19 protein-coding genes are annotated in these 17993 nt (G+C 44.4%); 11 read left to right on the top strand and 8 right to left on the bottom strand.

Annotated elements, in window-relative coordinates:
- Positions 1–41 precede the first annotated feature (41 nt).
- The 3 genes from CLV93_RS02585 to CLV93_RS02595 all read left to right on the top strand — a co-directional run bounded on the left by CLV93_RS02585 (position 42) and on the right by CLV93_RS02595 (position 1604).
- Complete coding sequence (locus CLV93_RS02585) at positions 42–548, top strand: hypothetical protein (RefSeq protein WP_106540592.1); 507 nt, start codon at positions 42–44, stop codon at positions 546–548.
- A 162-nt stretch (positions 549–710) separates the two neighbouring features.
- Positions 711–1190, top strand: coding sequence for a transcription elongation factor GreA (gene greA / locus CLV93_RS02590; RefSeq protein WP_106540593.1), 480 nt, complete (start codon positions 711–713; stop codon positions 1188–1190).
- Positions 1191–1211: 21 nt separating this feature from the next.
- Positions 1212–1604, top strand: a complete 393-nt coding sequence (locus tag CLV93_RS02595) for an HIT family protein (protein WP_106540594.1) — start codon at positions 1212–1214, stop codon at positions 1602–1604.
- A 55-nt stretch (positions 1605–1659) separates the two neighbouring features.
- Here the strand turns inward: CLV93_RS02595 and ruvC are convergent, their stop codons facing one another.
- Positions 1660–2211 (bottom strand): crossover junction endodeoxyribonuclease RuvC, encoded by a 552-nt coding sequence (gene ruvC / locus CLV93_RS02600; RefSeq protein WP_106540595.1) that lies wholly within the window; start codon positions 2209–2211, stop codon positions 1660–1662.
- Between the two features lie 212 nt (positions 2212–2423).
- Between ruvC and CLV93_RS02605 the strand changes: the two genes are divergently transcribed.
- Entirely contained in the window at positions 2424–2612 is a 189-nt protein-coding gene (locus CLV93_RS02605) for a hypothetical protein (protein ID WP_106540596.1), read from the top strand.
- Positions 2613–2615: 3 nt separating this feature from the next.
- Here CLV93_RS02605 and CLV93_RS02610 read toward each other — a convergent pair whose 3' ends face one another.
- The 3 genes from CLV93_RS02610 to CLV93_RS02620 are packed head-to-tail and all read right to left on the bottom strand — an operon-like array spanning position 2616 to position 5848.
- The gene (locus tag CLV93_RS02610; RefSeq protein WP_170108846.1) at positions 2616–4418 is read right to left on the bottom strand and encodes a tetratricopeptide repeat protein; all 1803 of its coding nucleotides are present in this window, start codon (positions 4416–4418) and stop codon (positions 2616–2618) included.
- 41 nt (positions 4419–4459) lie between these two features.
- Positions 4460–5431, bottom strand: coding sequence for a YihY/virulence factor BrkB family protein (locus CLV93_RS02615; RefSeq protein WP_106540598.1), 972 nt, complete (start codon positions 5429–5431; stop codon positions 4460–4462).
- 24 nt (positions 5432–5455) lie between these two features.
- Positions 5456–5848, bottom strand: coding sequence for a DUF4783 domain-containing protein (locus CLV93_RS02620; protein WP_170108847.1), 393 nt, complete (start codon positions 5846–5848; stop codon positions 5456–5458).
- A 153-nt stretch (positions 5849–6001) separates the two neighbouring features.
- Here CLV93_RS02620 and rlmH point away from each other — a divergent pair, with 153 nt between their 5' ends.
- The 3 genes from rlmH to CLV93_RS02635 are packed head-to-tail and all read left to right on the top strand — an operon-like array spanning position 6002 to position 10936.
- Positions 6002–6475 carry a 23S rRNA (pseudouridine(1915)-N(3))-methyltransferase RlmH gene (rlmH, locus tag CLV93_RS02625; RefSeq protein WP_106540600.1) on the top strand — a complete coding sequence of 158 codons (474 nt, stop codon included), beginning with the start codon at positions 6002–6004 and terminating at the stop codon, positions 6473–6475.
- Between the two features lie 5 nt (positions 6476–6480).
- Positions 6481–10185, top strand: a complete 3705-nt coding sequence (locus tag CLV93_RS02630) for an ATP-binding protein (RefSeq protein WP_106540601.1) — start codon at positions 6481–6483, stop codon at positions 10183–10185.
- Positions 10160–10936, top strand: a complete 777-nt coding sequence (locus CLV93_RS02635; RefSeq protein ID WP_106540602.1) for an MBL fold metallo-hydrolase — start codon at positions 10160–10162, stop codon at positions 10934–10936. Before CLV93_RS02630 ends, CLV93_RS02635 begins: the two co-directional genes overlap by 26 nt.
- A gap of 708 nt (positions 10937–11644) precedes the next feature.
- Here CLV93_RS02635 and serS read toward each other — a convergent pair.
- From serS to rplU, 3 genes are all read right to left on the bottom strand, one after another.
- Positions 11645–12919, bottom strand: a complete 1275-nt coding sequence (serS, locus tag CLV93_RS02645; protein WP_106540604.1) for a serine--tRNA ligase — start codon at positions 12917–12919, stop codon at positions 11645–11647.
- A 131-nt stretch (positions 12920–13050) separates the two neighbouring features.
- Entirely contained in the window at positions 13051–13317 is a 267-nt protein-coding gene (gene rpmA, locus CLV93_RS02650; protein WP_106540605.1) for a 50S ribosomal protein L27, read from the bottom strand.
- A gap of 19 nt (positions 13318–13336) precedes the next feature.
- On the bottom strand, positions 13337–13648 hold the full coding sequence (rplU, locus tag CLV93_RS02655) for a 50S ribosomal protein L21 (RefSeq protein ID WP_106540606.1): 312 nt from the start codon (positions 13646–13648) through the stop codon (positions 13337–13339).
- A gap of 255 nt (positions 13649–13903) precedes the next feature.
- Here rplU and CLV93_RS02660 point away from each other — a divergent pair, with 255 nt between their 5' ends.
- Genes CLV93_RS02660 through CLV93_RS02675 form a run of 4 tightly spaced genes read left to right on the top strand, consistent with a single transcriptional unit; the run spans position 13904 to position 17115 of the window.
- Positions 13904–14509, top strand: coding sequence for a bifunctional nuclease family protein (locus tag CLV93_RS02660; protein WP_106540607.1), 606 nt, complete (start codon positions 13904–13906; stop codon positions 14507–14509).
- 18 nt (positions 14510–14527) lie between these two features.
- Positions 14528–15799 (top strand): MFS transporter, encoded by a 1272-nt coding sequence (locus tag CLV93_RS02665; RefSeq protein ID WP_106540608.1) that lies wholly within the window; start codon positions 14528–14530, stop codon positions 15797–15799.
- Positions 15800–15835: 36 nt separating this feature from the next.
- Entirely contained in the window at positions 15836–16630 is a 795-nt protein-coding gene (locus tag CLV93_RS02670; RefSeq protein WP_106540815.1) for a thymidylate synthase, read from the top strand.
- On the top strand, positions 16627–17115 hold the full coding sequence (locus CLV93_RS02675) for a dihydrofolate reductase (protein WP_106540609.1): 489 nt from the start codon (positions 16627–16629) through the stop codon (positions 17113–17115). Before CLV93_RS02670 ends, CLV93_RS02675 begins: the two co-directional genes overlap by 4 nt.
- Positions 17116–17144: 29 nt before the next feature.
- Here CLV93_RS02675 and CLV93_RS02680 read toward each other — a convergent pair whose 3' ends face one another.
- Positions 17145–17942: a CPBP family intramembrane glutamic endopeptidase gene (locus CLV93_RS02680; protein ID WP_106540610.1), complete on the bottom strand. Its 798-nt coding sequence runs from the start codon at positions 17940–17942 to the stop codon at positions 17145–17147.
- Between the last annotated feature and the right edge of the window lie 51 nt (positions 17943–17993).

A 17993-nucleotide genomic window follows, 5' to 3' on the forward strand; every position in this document is an offset into this window, starting at 1 on the left:
TTTAGCAACACAGCAGCAAATTTAGGAAAATGCTAAGCAACATGGTTTTACTTACACAAATAAATACAGCCGGCGTTGGCGATTATGTCTTTATCATTCTGATAATTGTTGTTTCCATTGTGCAGGCAATCAACAAGCAGCGCAAAAAGGAACGGATGAAACAGATGCAGGACAACGGCGGGAATAACGGTTGGGAACAACCAAAGCAGCAAAGAGAACCGTACAATCCGATGGATGAAAAACGTGAAGATCCGTTCGGGACGTTATTCGATCGCATGGAAGAGGTGTTTGACCCGGTACAGTACCCTTCGCAAGAGCCCGAACCGGAAATGGAAATGACCAATAATAAAGTAGGGCAACCGGAAATCAGTAACAAAAAAGTTGAAGAGATTATAACGAAAAGTCGGCAGGCGAAAATGCCGGGTGACATTACCGCTACATCGGTCTATCATAAAGGGAAAAAGGAACCACTCAAGAAAAGTATCCGACGGGATTTTGACCCGCGAAAAGCTGTTATCTATTCCGAAATAATCAACCGCAAGTATTGAAAATGGAGTAGTTACGTTTCGAACGGAAAAAACATTTTTTACAACATCCTTCGTGGGATATTCGGGAAAAACCTTAAATTTGTGTTTTACATCGAAGGAAGAGTTCCGTTTTTTTCGGGATTCTTCTTGTTTTTTTATGTGTTAACGAAAAATCTAAGTTAAATGGCAAAGGTTACGTATATAACTGCTGAAGGTCTAAAAAAATTGAAAGCTGATCTGGAACGCCTGATGACGGTTGAACGTCCGGCAATTTCAAAGCAGATAGGTGAAGCCATTGAAAAAGGCGATATTTCGGAAAATGCTGAGTACGATGCGGCCAAAGATGCCCAGGGTATGCTCGAAGCAAAAATTGCCAAACTTCAGGAACAGGTAGCCAACGCCCGTATTATCGACCAATCGAAAATTGACTGTTCATCGGTTCAGATTCTGAACAAGGTGACTATCAAGAATAAAAAGAATAATGCCGTCATGGCTTACACCATTGTTTCAGAACACGAAGCTGACTTGAAGGCTGGTAAAATCAGTGTGAATACACCAATCGCACAGGGTTTGCTGGGCAAGAAAGTTGGCGACGAAGTAGAAATTCAGGTTCCGTCGGGCGTGATTCCTTTCGAAGTGGTCAATATTGAAATGGGTGTTTAATACCGGTAAAAACGAAAGTTTATGGCAAGCATTTTCACGAAAATAGTCGAAGGCGAAATTCCGGCATACAAAGTGGCCGAGGATGAGAATTATCTTGCGTTCCTCGATATTTTCCCCCTGGCAAAAGGGCATGTACTGGTTATTCCAAAGAAAGAAGTAGACTATCTTTTTGATTTGGACGACGAGTTATACATTGGTTTGCAACTGTTTGCCAAACGAGTCGCTGCCGCGTTGAAAAAAGCCATTCCTTGTAAAAAAGTCGGAGTTGCTGTTCTCGGCCTCGAGGTTCCGCATGCCCATATTCACCTGGTACCCATGCAGAGTGAGAAAGACATCAACTTCTCCAATCCGAAATTGAAACTGTCGGAAGAGGAGTTCAAGGAAATTACGGAAAAGATTAAGAAGGAATTATAATACAGCCAACTACTGGCTTTGAAAAAAGAAGGGATTGCGATGGTAGTCCCTTTTTTTATTTGATTCGATCCGGATTTTTCCGGATAAACTCTTCCCAACTATTGTACGATTTCCCTTTGGCAGGATTTCTTCCCTGCAGGTAATGACAAACCGCTGCTGCCAACCCATCTGTCGCGTCCAGCTCTTTCGGGCGAATCTCCATGTTGAACATCTGCTTCAGGAAATAGGCCACCTGCTCTTTCGACGCCGAACCGGTACCCGTAATAGCTTGCTTGATCTTTAAGGGAGCATATTCAAATATGGGAACTCCGCGATACAGCGCAGCCGCCATGGCTACCCCTTGCGCCCGTCCCAACTTCAGCATCGACTGCACGTTCTTTCCATAGAACGGTGCTTCCAACGCGGCTTCATCGGGCTGGAAAGCATCGACCAAATAAAGGGTCCGCTCAAAAATATGACGAAGTTTCTGGTAGTGATCGCCAAATCCGGACGTTTTCACCACCCCCAACGTAACGATTTGGGCTTTCGTTCCGATGACTTTTACTACGCCATAGCCCATCACATTCGAGCCCGGGTCAATTCCTAATATGGTTTTTTCCTTTTCCAATACAGTTGAATTTCGTTTCGAATTTACCGGTTTATTAACGAAATGGGGTATAATTTTGAAAAAACTGAAAATCACGATTGTTCATTCACCACTCAGATTCGTACGTTCACCACTCAGATCGATACATTCATCAAAAAAACGGAAAATCGGGGTTACCCTACGACCAAAAACGGCATAAATAGTAAGACGTTTTATTTTATTGTCTTGCTGAAATGAAAGAACTAATCCCCGGGAAAAATGATTCCCGATTTCTGAGAACATGGAAACTACTGGCCATCGTTGCCATGGTTTATCTGACGACCATTTCCATTTTCTGGTACATGAAGAAATTCGATTTTGTTGTATTGGTTTTTGTTCTCTTCTCTGTTGTCCATTTTATGGTACGCACTGAAGAATCCTGACTTTTACTTCCTATCTCTAAGCGCCCGGTAATTTTTTCGTGCATCTTCGATGTAAACACTCCCGGGATGATGCAGAACGATGTCTTTGTAGATCGCTTCTGCCTTATCGGGAAGATTTAGCTCTTTTTCATACAACTCTCCCAACCTGAAACGCGCCTCATCACTGTTTTTTCCATCGGGATATTTTTTCAATAAATCGTTATACGCGCTCGCCGCTTCCTGGTACTTTTGAAGTTTGACCAATATTTTAGCCTTACGGGAAAGAACCTCCTCATTTAAATCGCTGTAAGGATATTTTTGTTGCAGAGAATCGAGTCGCAAAAGCGCTTCTTGAGGTCTGTTGCAGAAGCGGTCCAAATCGGCACGGGCCAACATCTGCAAATCGCTGTTGAGTGAATCGGGCGCCTCGTGATTTTCAATCAGCAACGAAAGTGCCAGCGCGTCGTTGGCGGTCAGTTTGGCTGTGCTCCCCTTTAAAACATCCATTTGGGCCTTCACCCAATTAAAATCGCCCATGTAATACGCCAACCGGGCTCGCTTGAATTTTGCCTCATCGGCCAAATTGGTTTCCCGCATCTCTTTAGCAACCTGCGCGTACAATAAAACGGCTTCCCAATAGTCGCCGGCACAAACGTTGCAATCAGCCAATTCCACTTTCAGCTTTCCTTTTTGTGTCGGGTTCAATCCCTGTATCTTTCCTGCTCTCTCCAGCAAATCGATGGCTTTGGCCGGCTGATGACTGTAAAACGCTAAAAACTTTGCGTAGTCTTCTATCAAAAACAATGTGCGACGGCTCTCACCCAGTTGATGAAATGTCATCTGAAACAACTGATCAAGGCTGTCAACAGCTGTTTTTCGAGACGTTTGAGCGGCCAGAAAACGCTGATAAGCGACCTGCGTTTGCCTCAGCTGCGCTTCTTCCCGGTAGGGATTGTCACCTTTTCGTTTTTTCAGGTAATCATATGCCCGAAGGGCTTCCGAATAGGCTTCACCTTTGGCTGCCAACTGTGCCAGGTTCAGTAAGGTGGACGCTTCATCGCCGGTTCTCCGGTCGAGCACCAGTGCCTGACTCAACGCGGCTGAATAGTTTTTTTGCTGAATGAGAAACCAAACAAACAATTTGTTGTACACTACATTGCCCGGATCGGACTGCATGCGAGCAAGAATCGTCTTCTGCATCTGGTCCTTTAACTCTCCGTCGATATCGTAATAGAATGCCGTCATTAACCGGCCCTCCACAGTAGTCAAAGCTTTCGGCTGCGATTTCAGCAGATCAAGATAAGCATCGAGCATCAACGGGTAATTCCGGGTACGGAAATAAATTTGCGCCAACTCGTAATGAAACTCCTGCGAAGGGAACTTCTTCTGTGCTTCCTGGTATACTTTCGCTGCCCATTCCATTTCGCCCAGTGTATAAAAAGCATTTCCAAGCTCTATAATACGCGAACGCTCGGGCTGAAGACCATCCAACGCCTGCTGATAATATTCCTCAGCACGTTTCGTGTCGCCCTCCCGACTGTACACATACCCCTGCCATACCAGGTATTTGGACTTTTTACTTTCCCTGAGTTTTTGCCGAATGGTTTTCAAAGCCGTCTTATAATCACTCGATTCGATCAAACAACGCAGGTAATACTCGAAATAGGCGTCGGCCCCGGAATCATCGTAAAGTGATTTGAAAAGAACGGCCGCCTTGTCATATTTCTGCTCCTGAAAATAACGGTTGGCCTGATCGCGAATCATCACTTTCTCATTCTTCTTCTGGGCAAAGCCCTGAGGCATACCCGCAAATAAGAAGATGAGCATAGAAAAGAAAAAATATATCGTAAAGGAATTTGGTCCCTTTTTCATTTTAAATCGAGGTTAGAAAATTCGTCGATCTCGCCGGCCGAGAATTTTTTATTATTCTTCCGGGCATTGGCAATGCTCACATTTAGCTCGAATCCGACCAGCAAAATGACCGCATTAAAGTATATCCAAATCATTACCACCAGCAACGTCCCAATCGAACCGTACAATTTGTTGTAACGCCCAAAATTATTGATGTAAAATGAGAATCCCAGTGAAGTAATCAACGAAAGAATGGCTGCCAGACTCACACCGGCAGAAATGAAACGAAACTTGGATTTCTTCGCTGGTGCGTAATAAAACAAAAACGCGTAAGTGAAAAAGAAGAGGGCACAAATGACTACCCATTTACCGACCAACAGCAAATAGTAGGTAAAGTCCTTTACCAGGATATGTTTGTCGACCAGAAAATTAAGCGCCAACTGCCCGAGAGTCATCAATGTGATCCCAACGGTCATCAGCAATGTAAGAATGATAACAAGGGCCAGTGAAACGACCCGCTGATTCCACCACGATCGAGTATCCATCTCATGTACAGTGGCATTGAAGGCAGAAATCAGAGAATCAACTCCGTTCGTTGCAAAGATGAGGGCGAAAAAGAAACCGAACGATAACAATCCTCCGTGAGGCTGCGTAACGATATCTTCCACCGTACTACTGATCGCCTCGAAAGCGTTCTGGGGTACAATGCTCTCGATCAAGCCCAGTAACTCCGACTGAAAGTTCTCGATCGGAACATACGGTATCAAAGTAAAGATGAAAATGATGGCCGGGAAAATGGCCAGTATAATGTTGAAAGCAATTGCTGAAGCCCTTGTCGTAATGGATCCGTTTTCAATTCCCTTCCAGAAAAACAGACCAACATCGTAAAGGGGAACATCTTCAAAAATTGGTAATGAAATTTTCTTTGCCCGCTCCCGAATGTGTTCCAGCCGCTTGCGGACATATTCCTTGAGTTCTGTCACAGGCATAAGCAGGCAATTGCGTAATTTTGGTTACTCTTTCTCGATGCGAAGCTGATGGATCAACGGCTTGTTATCCTTATTCTTCAGTAAGAAATATACCCGGAATGTTTCCTTATCAGTTTCCAGACTTCCAATGGCGTAGCGAGCATCTTCCTTGCCACCCTGGTGAATTACCCGGAATTGATTGGGTTTATTTTTTGCAAAAAAATCCTTCAGAATCTGTTCTGCCTGAGCCTGCGAACATACGTCTTCCCTGTTTAAAATGACAAGCTCAACATTATCGTTAAAATAAGCTGCCAACGTTTTTGCGTTCCCCGAGCTCAACCCGATAATAATTTGGTCCGGCATTTGTGCATATAGTGCGGTGGCCGGAAGGATAAACAGGAACAAGGCGATCAAAATTTTTCCTGCCTTTTTCTTCATATCGCTATATTTAGTTACCGAAACAGTCATGCAACAATCATGCAAAACATCAAGCAAGATACAAAAATATTGTAATTAGAAAGGGTCGAACAACGGCTCTCCTTTTAAATCGTTAAATTTAACCATTACAAAATAACTCAGGGAAATTGAAACATGAAAGTAACACTGGTAGTCATCGGTAAAACGGACAAGGATTATTTGAAGAAGGGAATCGATATTTACAGTAAACGACTATTTCATTATCTGCCATTTGAGATAAAAACTATCCCGAATATCAAGAATAGTAAGAATCTGAACACTGAGCAGCAGAAAGAAAAAGAGGGCGTCCTGATCTTGAATCAGGTGACTGCCATGGACCAACTCATTTTGCTCGATGACAAAGGGGAAGAAATGGGCTCTGTTGATTTCTCCAAATGGATGGAAAAACGAATGGTAGCCAGAACAAAACATCTGGTTTTTGCCATTGGTGGCCCCTATGGATTTTCTCCGGCAGTTAAAGCACGTGCCAACGGAAAGTTATCACTTTCGAAGATGACTTTTTCGCACCAAATGGTCCGATTGATTTTTATTGAACAACTATATCGCGCTATGAGCATCTTAAATGGCGAACCCTATCATCACGAATAATCCCTATGCGAAAACTCTGGCATCAACACCGGTTACTGCTTTTCTCTATTGTCTTTCTAGGCGTTGCCTGGTTCTGGGAGCACCTCCTTCTTAATAATGCTACGCTTCATCAGGAAATCGCCCACGTCGCCCACGTGATGGAAAAAAAGGAAGCAACCCTCAATCAAGTTTTAAATAATATTGCCAGTGACCCAACTAAAATCGCTTCGGAACGCTATTCGATTGACGCAGCCAACCGCTGGGACCAACTTGCTAAACAAGGAATTACATTCAATATTTTTCAAGGTGATTCACTGATTTACTGGACCTCTTCCGAAACTGCTTTCAATGACTCACTGCCCAAGGTTTCGGCAGACAACAGCCTGATTAAGAAGCTCCCTACCGGCTGGTATATGACTAAACAGCTAAACACCGATAGCCTTACGTTGGTAGGTTACATACTAATAAAACAGGTTTATCCGTACCATAATAAATATTTGCGCGACCATTTTCCGAGTGATTTCAGACTGCCTCCCGATTTCCTGGTCCACCCTCAACCTGCCTCTAACCCGGTTTACGATGTTAAGGACAGCAACAACCGATTCCTGTTTTCGCTGGAGCCTACCGGCGAATTGGTCACGCCGGAACATGACCTGTTTTTTCCCTCTGGGTTGTATTTCATTGCGCTGCTTTTCTTCCTCATCTACACTGTACAAATTCTAAACCTGCGCCTTCCCATCCGGGGGCCTGCAAAGATACTGCTCAGTATCGTCATCGCTTTTGGGATTTACTATCTTGTTAACCAACTCGACCGACCGGCTATTTTCGAGTACCTGCGACTCTTTTCACCGGTTTATTTTGCTGCCGGTTCGTGGTTGCCATCACTAGGTGAGTTTTTCCTGCTTTCCATCTTATTACTTTACGTCGCGCTGGTATTTTTCCGATCGTTGGATGTCAAAGATTTTCAGCATCCCAAATGGGGAAAGATTTCGCTCTTGCTTCCTTTTCTTTTTGCTGCCTTTTACTTCACTTTCAGCATCTTTCTATTCCAAATTCTCATCCTGAACTCCTCTATTAACTTTGAGTTTTACCAGGAAATGAGAATCTCTCTTCCCAACGTTTTGGGATTCATTTCACTGGTGCTTCAATGCCTGGGATTCCTTCTCATTGCTCTCCGTCTTCGGTTCATTGCCAGAAACATATTAAGTCTGAAGCAATACCTGGTTGCTGCCGTTATTTCTGCCTTGTTGGCCCTTGGGGTTTTTATTCTGGGCGGACATGCAGTCAACTGGTTTCCGTTTACTTTCTACATCATTATCATCACCGCACTTTATTTTATCCGTTACGACTCCCTGCTGAAATACCGGACGACCTTCCTGGTGGTTTATTCACTGTTGGCAGCCTTGCTTTTCGACCATATGCTTTTTGTGCATGTCAAAACGCGCAATACCAACATTCAGAAAGTACTGGCCGTCAACCTGGCATCGGAACGCGACCCGGCGGCCGAGCTTTATCTGTCTGATTTGGAGCCGCGTCTTCATCGCGACACATTGCTGCAAACACTTTTGGTACCGCCATATGATGTGCTCGAACAATACCTCAGAAAAAACTATTTCACCGGGTTTTGGCGCGATTACGATTTGCAGGTAACGGTTTGCGGAGACCAGGACAGCGTGCTGGTGAAACCCGACAACGACCTACATCCTTGTCATGCTTTCTTCGAGAACATGGTTTCGCAAAGCGGAGTGGAAATTCCCGGCAGCGATTTCTATTTCATGGATAAACTAAACGGGCGTATCTCGTACTTCGGGCAAATGGCGTTCAAGAGTGCAGTCGACGGGCGACCTCTGACCGTTTTCGTGGAACTGAATTCGCGACTAATTCCGGAAGGACAAGGATATCCGGAACTATTACTTGATGAACGGGCAGCCCGCAAGAATCGTCGTGACGGCTTCTGCTATGCAAAATACTACAATGACCAGCTGGTCGACCGAAGCGGAAAATTTGCCTACACCCTGTCTATCAAAGAATACCTTCACGGGAAAGGAGAATTTTATTTTTACGACCTCGACGGTTATTCGCATTGCGCATACCACATCAGTGGCAACAATTATACAGTCGTCAGTTACCCGAAGATGTCTTTTGTCAAGCGACTGGCATCGTTTCCTTACCTGTTTTTGCTGACTTATATCGCCGGACTTCTGGTGATCGGTCTGAATAATCCGAAAGGCTGGTATTTTTTCCGACGACACTGGGACTTCCGTCGAAAGATTCAGTTTTCCCTCATTTCAATTCTATTGGGAACACTGCTGATCATCGGATTTGGTATTATTGCCTACAACTACACACAGTTCAAGGCTTCCATCCAGGAAAACCTGAACGAAAAAATAAGGACGGTGTCCGCGGAGCTGGAAATGCGGTTGGGACGGGAAGATCAGATTTCGCCTGACATGGAGAATTATCTCGATTATGAACTGATTCAACTATCCGATATTTCCTGGGTCGATGTCAACCTGTTCGATACCACCGGGACGCTGATTGCTACTTCGCGGGATGAGATTTATGAGCGTGGTCTCACCGCTCCGAAGATGAATCCGCGCGCTTTCTACGCCATGTCGGTGGAACACCGGACTAACTATCTCCATCGCGAGAAACTCGGGAACATGACTTTCTACTCGTCGTATGTACCGGTCTTCAATAACAACAACGAGTTGCTGGGCTACCTCAACATTCCGTACCTCAGTAAACAGAACGAACTGATGCAGCAGATTTCCGGCTTCATCGTGGCGTTCCTCAACATCTACATTTTCCTTACGCTCATCAGCGTGATGGTGGCGGTTTTTATCAGCAGCCGCATTACATCGCCACTACGCACCATCGAGGAGAACCTGCGTGGTATTCAGTTAGGAAAAGCCAATGCCAAAATCGAATATCGTGCGAATGATGAAATCGGAAGGCTAGTGAAAGAATATAACCTGAAGGTGGATGAACTAGCCGAAAGTGCCGAACTACTGGCCCGCTCGGAGCGCGAAAGCGCCTGGCGCGAAATGGCCCGGCAGATTGCCCACGAGATAAAAAATCCGCTCACCCCGATGAAGCTGAGTATTCAGTATTTGCAACGAGCCCGAAAACAGGAAAAAGAAAACTTTGACGAGTATTTCAGGCAAGTGACCAAAACACTCATCGAACAGATTGAAACGTTGTCGGCCATTGCTTCGGCTTTTTCCAACTTTGCCCGGATGCCGAAAGCGCACTACGAAAAACTCGACCTTTGCGACCGGCTTCAGGAAGTGACCAACTTGTTTGACAACAACCCGCATGCCTCCGTTCTTTTCGAACAACCAACCACCTGTCCGGTATTTGTTCTGGCCGACAAAGAACAACTAAGTCGCGCTTTCATCAATTTGGTGAAAAATGGGATGCAGGCCATCCCCAAAACCAGAAAAGGTTTTGTTGAAATTAGTTTGCATACCGAAGAGGATTTTGCCCAGGTTGAGATTTCCGACAACGGAGTAGGAGTTGCTGAAGAGCTTCGGAGCAAATTGTTCGAACCCAACTTCACGACCAAGACAAGCGGCATGGGACTGGGACTCGCGATTACTAAAAGCATCATCGAAAATCTTGATGGAAAAATCTGGTTTGAAACATCTCCCAAAGAGGGAACCCGTTTCTTAATTCGGTTGCCAATTTATAGTAAAGAACGACATGAAAATCACGATTCTGAACGATAATACGGCTGGTAAAGTATGTGGTGCGGAACACGGTCTTTCTTTTCTGATAGAAGCCGATCAAACCATTTTGTTCGACACAGGCCCGTCAGATATCATCGTCCGCAATGCACGGATTCTGGGGATCGACCTGAAAATAATTGATGCCATTGCGTTGAGTCATGGGCACTGGGACCACGTCAACGGCCTGATGCACCTCGGGCATAAACCGCTCATTCTGCATCCTGATGCTTTTCTTTCCCGTTACCGGAAAGCAGACCATTCCCCCTTGGGTATGCCGGCAAGTCGTGATGAACTAACAAACAGGTTCGAGATTATCGAAAGTCGTGAGCCTTACCCGATTTCAGATGAACTTTGGTTTTTAGGAGAAATTCCACGCGTCACCGATTTCGAGGCGAAGGAAACACCGTTCGAATTGGAAGATGGAAGCGATGATTTTGTTCCTGACGATTCGGGAATGGTTGCACTGACCGACCACGGGCTCATTGTAATTTCGGGATGCGCTCATGCAGGCATCTGCAACATGGTACTGCATGCGCGGAAAGTGATTCCCGGTTTTCCGGTGTATGCTGTTATCGGCGGATTTCACCTCACCAGTGAAACAGAACGGGTGGAAAAAACCATTGAATTCATGAAAGAGCACAACGTAACGCGCGTTATCCCCTCGCATTGTACGGGATTGCCGGCATTGGCCCGTTTTTACCAGGAGTTTGGGTTCATGCAGGTCCGGACAGGAAATATCATCGAGTTGTAGACTATTCCGTTATTCATTTGTCCATCAAACAATCTATTTCCTGACAAATTGTAAACCCTTCCAGGGAAAACGACTCTCTTTCCAGCTCCGGAACCCGCTCTTCCAGCTAAAACGGGTATCATTCCAACTAAATTGAGTATCATTCCAGGTTCGGGGCCGGTTCTTCCAGGCATTGAAACAGTCTTTCCAGAGATTTGTATCGTCCCTGCAAGGAATAATATATCACTTTGATATGAAAATCAGCCCCTGTTATACAAACCGTCAGTCCATTTGAAATATTACGCCTCCTGTTAATATAATTACCGTCCTGTTGTACTATTTGTCAATCCATTCCGGTATATGGGCCGTCCTGTTACCTTTTTGATGCCCCTGTTCACATAACTGTTCGTCCTGTTGCATTTTAGGCATGCCCCGTTGAACCGGAAGAGCCAAAACCCGCGCCGGACCCCATTCCTGCCCGACAGGAATAACAAAACAGGATAAAGAGAAACAGGCTGAAAGCCTGAGATTCCTGAGCCCCCGGTAAATGGACAACAAAAATGAGGGAAGCCTGAAGGGCTTCAACCATCCAAACCCATATGGAGGAAACCTGTACCAGCCATACAGACCCGGATGACAACCCCGGCCGGAGTCCCCAAAAGACACAAAAAAAGCCGGTCAATTCCATATCATGCATGGAAAAAACCGACTTTTCGGGGTATATTTTTATTAATTAATAATCTCTGTACCCATGTAAGGAACCAACACTTTCGGCACGCGAATGCCTTCGGCTGTTTGGTTGTTTTCCAGCAGAGCGGCAACAATACGTGGCAATGCCAGTGCACTACCATTCAGTGTATGCGCAACCTGTGGCTTCTTTTGTCCTTCTTCGCGGAAGCGCAACTTCAACCGATTCGCCTGAAATGACTCAAAATTAGATACGGATGATACTTCCAACCAACGTTCCTGTGCAGCCGACCAAACTTCGAAGTCGTATGTCAGCGCCGAAGTGAAACTCATGTCGCCACCACAGAGACGCACAATGCGGAACGGCAGTTCGAGCTTTTCGACCAACGATTTCACATAGCTAACCATTCCGTCAAGCACTTCGTACGATTTATCGGGATGGGCCACCTGCACAATTTCCACTTTGTCGAACTGGTGCAAACGGTTCAATCCACGAACATCTTTTCCGTATGAACCTGCCTCACGGCGGAAACATGCCGAATAGGCTGTGTATTTGATAGGCAATTCCTTCGCATCCACAATCACGTCGCGGAAGATGTTAGTCACCGGAACTTCTGCTGTCGGAATCAGGTAAAGATTATCGGCAGTAGCATGATACATTTGTCCTTCCTTATCGGGAAGCTGCCCGGTACCAAAACCTGAAGCTTCGTTCACCACGTAAGGAGGTTGCACTTCGGTAAAACCATTTTCGCGGGCCTGATCGAGGAAAAAGTTGATAAGCGCACGCTGCAAACGGGCACCCCAACCTTTATATACAGGAAAACCGGCACCTGTAATTTTCACACCCAACTCGAAGTTGATGAGGTCGTATTGTTCGGCCAACTCCCAGTGTGGTTTGGCATTTTCGCCAAGCTCCGGTTTTACGCCACCTTCGTCAACGACCAAATTATCTTCAGCTGTTTTTCCGGCCGGAACCAGTTCCGACGGAATATTTGGCAACTGCACCTGCAGTTCCATCAACTCTTCATCTATCCGGTCGAACTCCTGATCCATCTCCTTGATCGACTCTTTCAGTTCTGCGGTACGGGCTTTAGCGGTATTAGCTTCATCGGTTTTTCCCGACTTGAATAACATGCCGATCTCCTTCGAGAGTTTATTCATTTCCGCTTTGCGCAAATCCACCTTATTCTGGGTTTCGTTCCGCTTCCGGTACAGTTCGAGAACCTGGTCAACAATCTCACGCGCGTCGAACTCCTTTACGGCTAAACGTTCGACTACCCAATCAGGGTTTTCCTGGATAAATTTCAGACTTAACATGGTCGGTATGTTATTTCAATAATTAACGGTTAATCGTAAATAGTTGACAAATTTAAGCATAAAAAAATCTCCTGCCTCATTACCGGAGTAACAAAACAGGAGATAAATATCGTTAAACTGAATACGGTCGTTTATTCAGCTTCTGTATACGGTTCTACCGATACGTAGGATCTATCGTTCCTTCTTTTCTGGAATTTTACGGTTCCGTCGATCAGGGCAAACAAGGTGTGGTCTTTACCCATACCTACGTTAGCACCCGGATGATGAGCGGTACCACGCTGACGTACCAAAATGTTACCTGCTTTGGCAACCTGGCCGCCATAAATTTTCACTCCCAGTCGTTTACTTTCCGATTCGCGACCGTTCTTGGAACTACCTACTCCTTTTTTATGTGCCATGGTAAAATGTTTTTAACGTTTACGCAACTACTTCAGCAATTTGAATTTGAGTAAAAGACTGACGGTGTCCGTTTTTTACCCGGTAACCTTTCCGGCGCTTCTTCTTGAAAACAATTACTTTGTCACCTTTTACGTGTGCAAGCACCTTGGCAGTAACCTTAGCCCCTTCCACTACGGGAGTTCCAATTTTTACTTCGCCTTCGTTGTCTACCAGCAATACTTTGTCGAACTCTACATCAGCGCCTTCTTCGTTAGGCAGACGATGTACAAAAACCTTCTGGTCTTTTTCAACTTTGAACTGCTGTCCGGCAATTTCTACAATAGCGTACATTTCTGTTCTTTTAACTGTTATGTCCGGAAGGCGGATACATTAATATATATCACTTGAAGAGCCAACTCGGATTTATTTGGATTGCAAAAGTATGCATTCTGGTTTTGATTACCAAAGTATTAACTAAAATATTTTTGATTTTACCAACGCTATAAATCAAACCGATATGCGGTTTGATCGCTTTAGCCCTTAAAATCCCTAAACTATTTTTATATTTGTTCTCATACATAGTCTTTATGATACCATTAAGACCTGATGAGAAAAATTAAACTTAATATTCTTGGATTATCCTACAGCCAAACCCAGTCGGGAGCTTATGCTCTCGTGCTGTCGGAAGATGACGGCAACAGGAGAATTCCAATCATAATCGGTGCTGTAGAAGCACAAGCTATTGCGATACAACTTGAAGGTTTAAAACCTCCCCGACCATTAACCCACGATCTGTTTTTAAACACGGCGCTGGCTTTTAATATCAATGTCGTCGAAGTTTTTATCCATAAACTGGAAGAGGGAATTTTCTATGCCGAGCTCGTTTGCGAACAAGACGGCAACCAGATAACTGTCGATTCCCGGACTTCGGATGCCGTTGCCCTGGCCCTCCGGTTTGAATGCCCTATTTATACCACCGAAGAGATTCTGGATAAAGCTGGCATCATTCTCGATTTCGAGGAAGAGGAAAACGAGGATGAAGAAAGCTCAGACAAAGAGATGGTCGGCCCGGAAGAGGACGAAGATTCAGACTACTCTGTCTATTCTACCGAAGAGCTCAACACCATGCTCGACAAAGCCGTCACGGAAGAGGATTACGAAAAAGCCTCCGAAATCAGGGACGAAATCCAGAAAAGAACAAAAAATAAGTAAGCATTTTAATAGGCATTTATGAGCAATACTAAAATGCGCTTAATAATGATGAACTTTTTAGAGTTCTTCGTATGGGGCGCTTGGATGATGACCTTAGGCACCTATGCTTTTGGCGTGAAACATTGGGATAGTGCTGAATTTGGCATTATCTTCTCTACAATGGGAATTGCGTCGCTGTTTACACCAGCGCTATTTGGTATTATCGCCGACAAGTGGATAAAATCAAACGTTTTGTTTGGCTTGCTGCATCTACTATTTGGACTTACGCTTTCCATATTGCCGATGATAAATAATCCGTGGGTGTTCTTCGCGGTCATGCTCTTAGCCATGTGCTTTTATATGCCAACCATTGCACTCAATAATTCAATTGGATTTGAGCTGCTTGTCCGTGAAGGGAAAGATCCGCAAATAGCGTTTCCTCCTATCAGGGTTTGGGGAACGATTGGTTTTATTGCCGCCATGTGGATTACCAATATCGTTAAACTGGTCATCCCTGATATTTTTACAAGAGGATATTTTGCAGGCTACAGCTTTTTGATTGGAACTGCCGGTGCAGTTGTTTTGTCAATTTTTACATTTACTCAAATTCCTTCCATTAAGCCCGAAAACAAAATAAAAGGTTCTACAAAACTGGTCGACAGATTAGGATTGCAAGCTTTTAGCCTGTTCAAAGATTCTAAAATGGCTGTATTTTTTATTTTTAGCATTTTGCTGGGAGCCGCACTTCAACTCACCAATGCTTATGGCGATGCATTCATTAGTAGTGTAAATCATCCGTTCACCAAAGAATATAGTACCATAATTCTATCTGTCTCCCAGGTATCAGAAACACTGTTCATTCTTACCATTCCATTCTTTTTAAGCCGGTTTGGTATTAAAAAAGTAATGTTGATGAGCATGTTCGCATGGATGTTGCGTTTTGGCTTATTCGGTATTGCGGGGCCAACCACGTGGGGCATTGTAGCAATTTTTGCTTCGTGTATTGTGTATGGTATGGCTTTCGATTTCTTCAACATTTCAGGAGCACTGTTTGTTGAAGAATCAACAGGTGAGAAAATTAGAAATTCAGCCCAGGGAGTGTTTATGATGATGACCAATGGAGTAGGTGCTGTGCTTGGGAATGTTGCTGCAGGATATGCTATAAAAATATTTTTTACCGGCAGCAATGGTTCGCTGGATTGGCCATCTATCTGGTATACATTCGCAATATATGCATTGATTGTTGCTGTTTTATTTATGGTTTTGTTTAAATATAAACACACTCCTAAAAAGAAATTGGAACTATCATGAATGAACAATGAGCTGAGCTCATTAAAATTTACACCCGTGAAACAATACCTCGATTTACTCCAGCATGTTCTCGATAATGGTGCTCCGCGCGAAGATCGCACCGGAACGGGCACGTTAAGTGTTTTTGGTCACCAGATGCGTTTCGATTTGTCGGAAGGTTTTCCGGTATTAACAACCAAAAAGCTGCACCTGAAGTCCATTATCCACGAACTGCTTTGGTTCCTGAAAGGCGAAACCAACGTGAAGTATTTGCAGGAAAACGGGGTACGTATCTGGAACGAATGGGCTGGAGAAGATGGAGAACTCGGCCCCATTTACGGTTATCAATGGCGTTCGTGGCCCACACCTAAAGGGGAACATGTCGACCAGATTTCCAGGGCCATCGACCAGATAAAAAACAATCCGCTTTCGCGCCGGATTATTGTGAGTGCCTGGAATGTTGGGCAGCTCGATGAAATGAACCTACCGCCATGCCATATTCTCTTTCAGTTTTATGTGAATGACGGAAAATTGTCGTGTCAACTATATCAACGAAGTGCCGATATTTTCCTGGGGGTACCCTTTAATATTGCCTCTTACGCTTTGCTAACGATGATGATGGCACAGGTTACGGGATTAAAACCGGGTGATTTTGTGCACACGTTGGGTGATGCGCATATTTATAATAACCACATGGAGCAGGTAAAACTGCAGTTGACCCGTGAACCGTATCCGCTTCCGCAGATGAAAATCAATCCGGAAGTGAAAAACATTTTCGATTTCAAATACGAAGATTTCGAGTTGGTGAATTACCAGGCTCATCCCCATATTAAAGGAAAAGTGTCGGTATGATTCATCAGAATATTTCCATCATCGTGGCCATTGCCAAAAACTATGCAATTGGCAGCAATAACAATCTGCTCTTCTATCTGCCCGACGATCTGAAACGTTTCAAGAAAATTACGACGGGCCATCCCATTATCATGGGAAAGAATACACTGCTGTCACTGCCCAACGGTCCGCTTCCCAACCGGAGAAATATCGTGATTTCTAAAACAATCGAATCATTCGAAGGTGTTGAGATCGTCCGGAGCATTGAAGAGGCGATTGAAAAGGTGAAAAACGAAGAAGAAGCATTTGTAATTGGCGGTGGAATGATTTACGAACAGTTCTACCCGGTAGCAGGAAAATTATACCTCACGCTGGTGCATGAGAAATTCGAAGCTGACACCTTTTTTCCTGAAATAGATTATACCGAGTGGGAAGAGCTGGAACGGGAAGAGCATCACGACAAGAAAAACGACTTCGATTACACCTACCTCACATTACGGCGTTAATCCGCTCAAATCACATTTCTCATGTAGGATTATCTTACCTGACGAAGCACCATGCGTCGCATCAGGTAGAAGATGCCGATTGTAAGAATAACCAGTGCTAATTCTTCCAACAATAATCGTCCGTTAAGATCGGGTAGCTCATCTTTCACAACCGAAAGAAACAGCTTACCATCCAGCCAGGAAAAGAAGATGAAAAAATTCCAGGTGATGTGAAAAATAATGCTGGAAAGAAGTGACCGGGTGACAACAAATAATAAGCCCGATACAGCCCCCAGCAACAACGCTGTAAGCAAATGTTCATTCCCCCATTGTGCCAACGCGTAAAGAAACGATGAGATGATAATCGCCTTGGTAACACTTAGCTTATTCAACATGTGTCCCAGTAAAATTCCCCTGAAAAAGATTTCCTCAATCAGCGGCAACAGGATGACAAACAAAACGAACGTCACCGGACTGGGCTCTAAACCAAACGCATGGAGATTAACTCCCCGGAGGGAGATAGGCTGTAGAAAATACAAAGGCCCAATGCCAAGAGCAAAAACGACCGTCAAAATCAGAATCAGTGGAATAACAAGTGTAGGTAGCGGCCTAATTCCCAAATCGGTTGTTTGAGCACCGCAAAATTTTACACCTGCGTTTAATATCAGGATGGTTACCGCCCATATTCCTCCGTGAAAAAAGAAATTATTGCCTTCCCAATGAACAAGCTTAGATATGCTCATCGGGATCCAAATGGCTAAAACGAGAATGAAGCCGACGGAAAACAGCCATTTTAGCTGAGGCAAATATTGTCGGTAATCGGAATTAAAACCAAATGTTTTTCTCATGATTCTAACTTCAACACATCTATCAATTTGGAAGATGTAAAAATGAAATTA

It is taken from the genome of Prolixibacter denitrificans (genome assembly GCF_003014495.1).
GTDB lineage: Bacteria > Bacteroidota > Bacteroidia > Bacteroidales > Prolixibacteraceae > Prolixibacter > Prolixibacter denitrificans.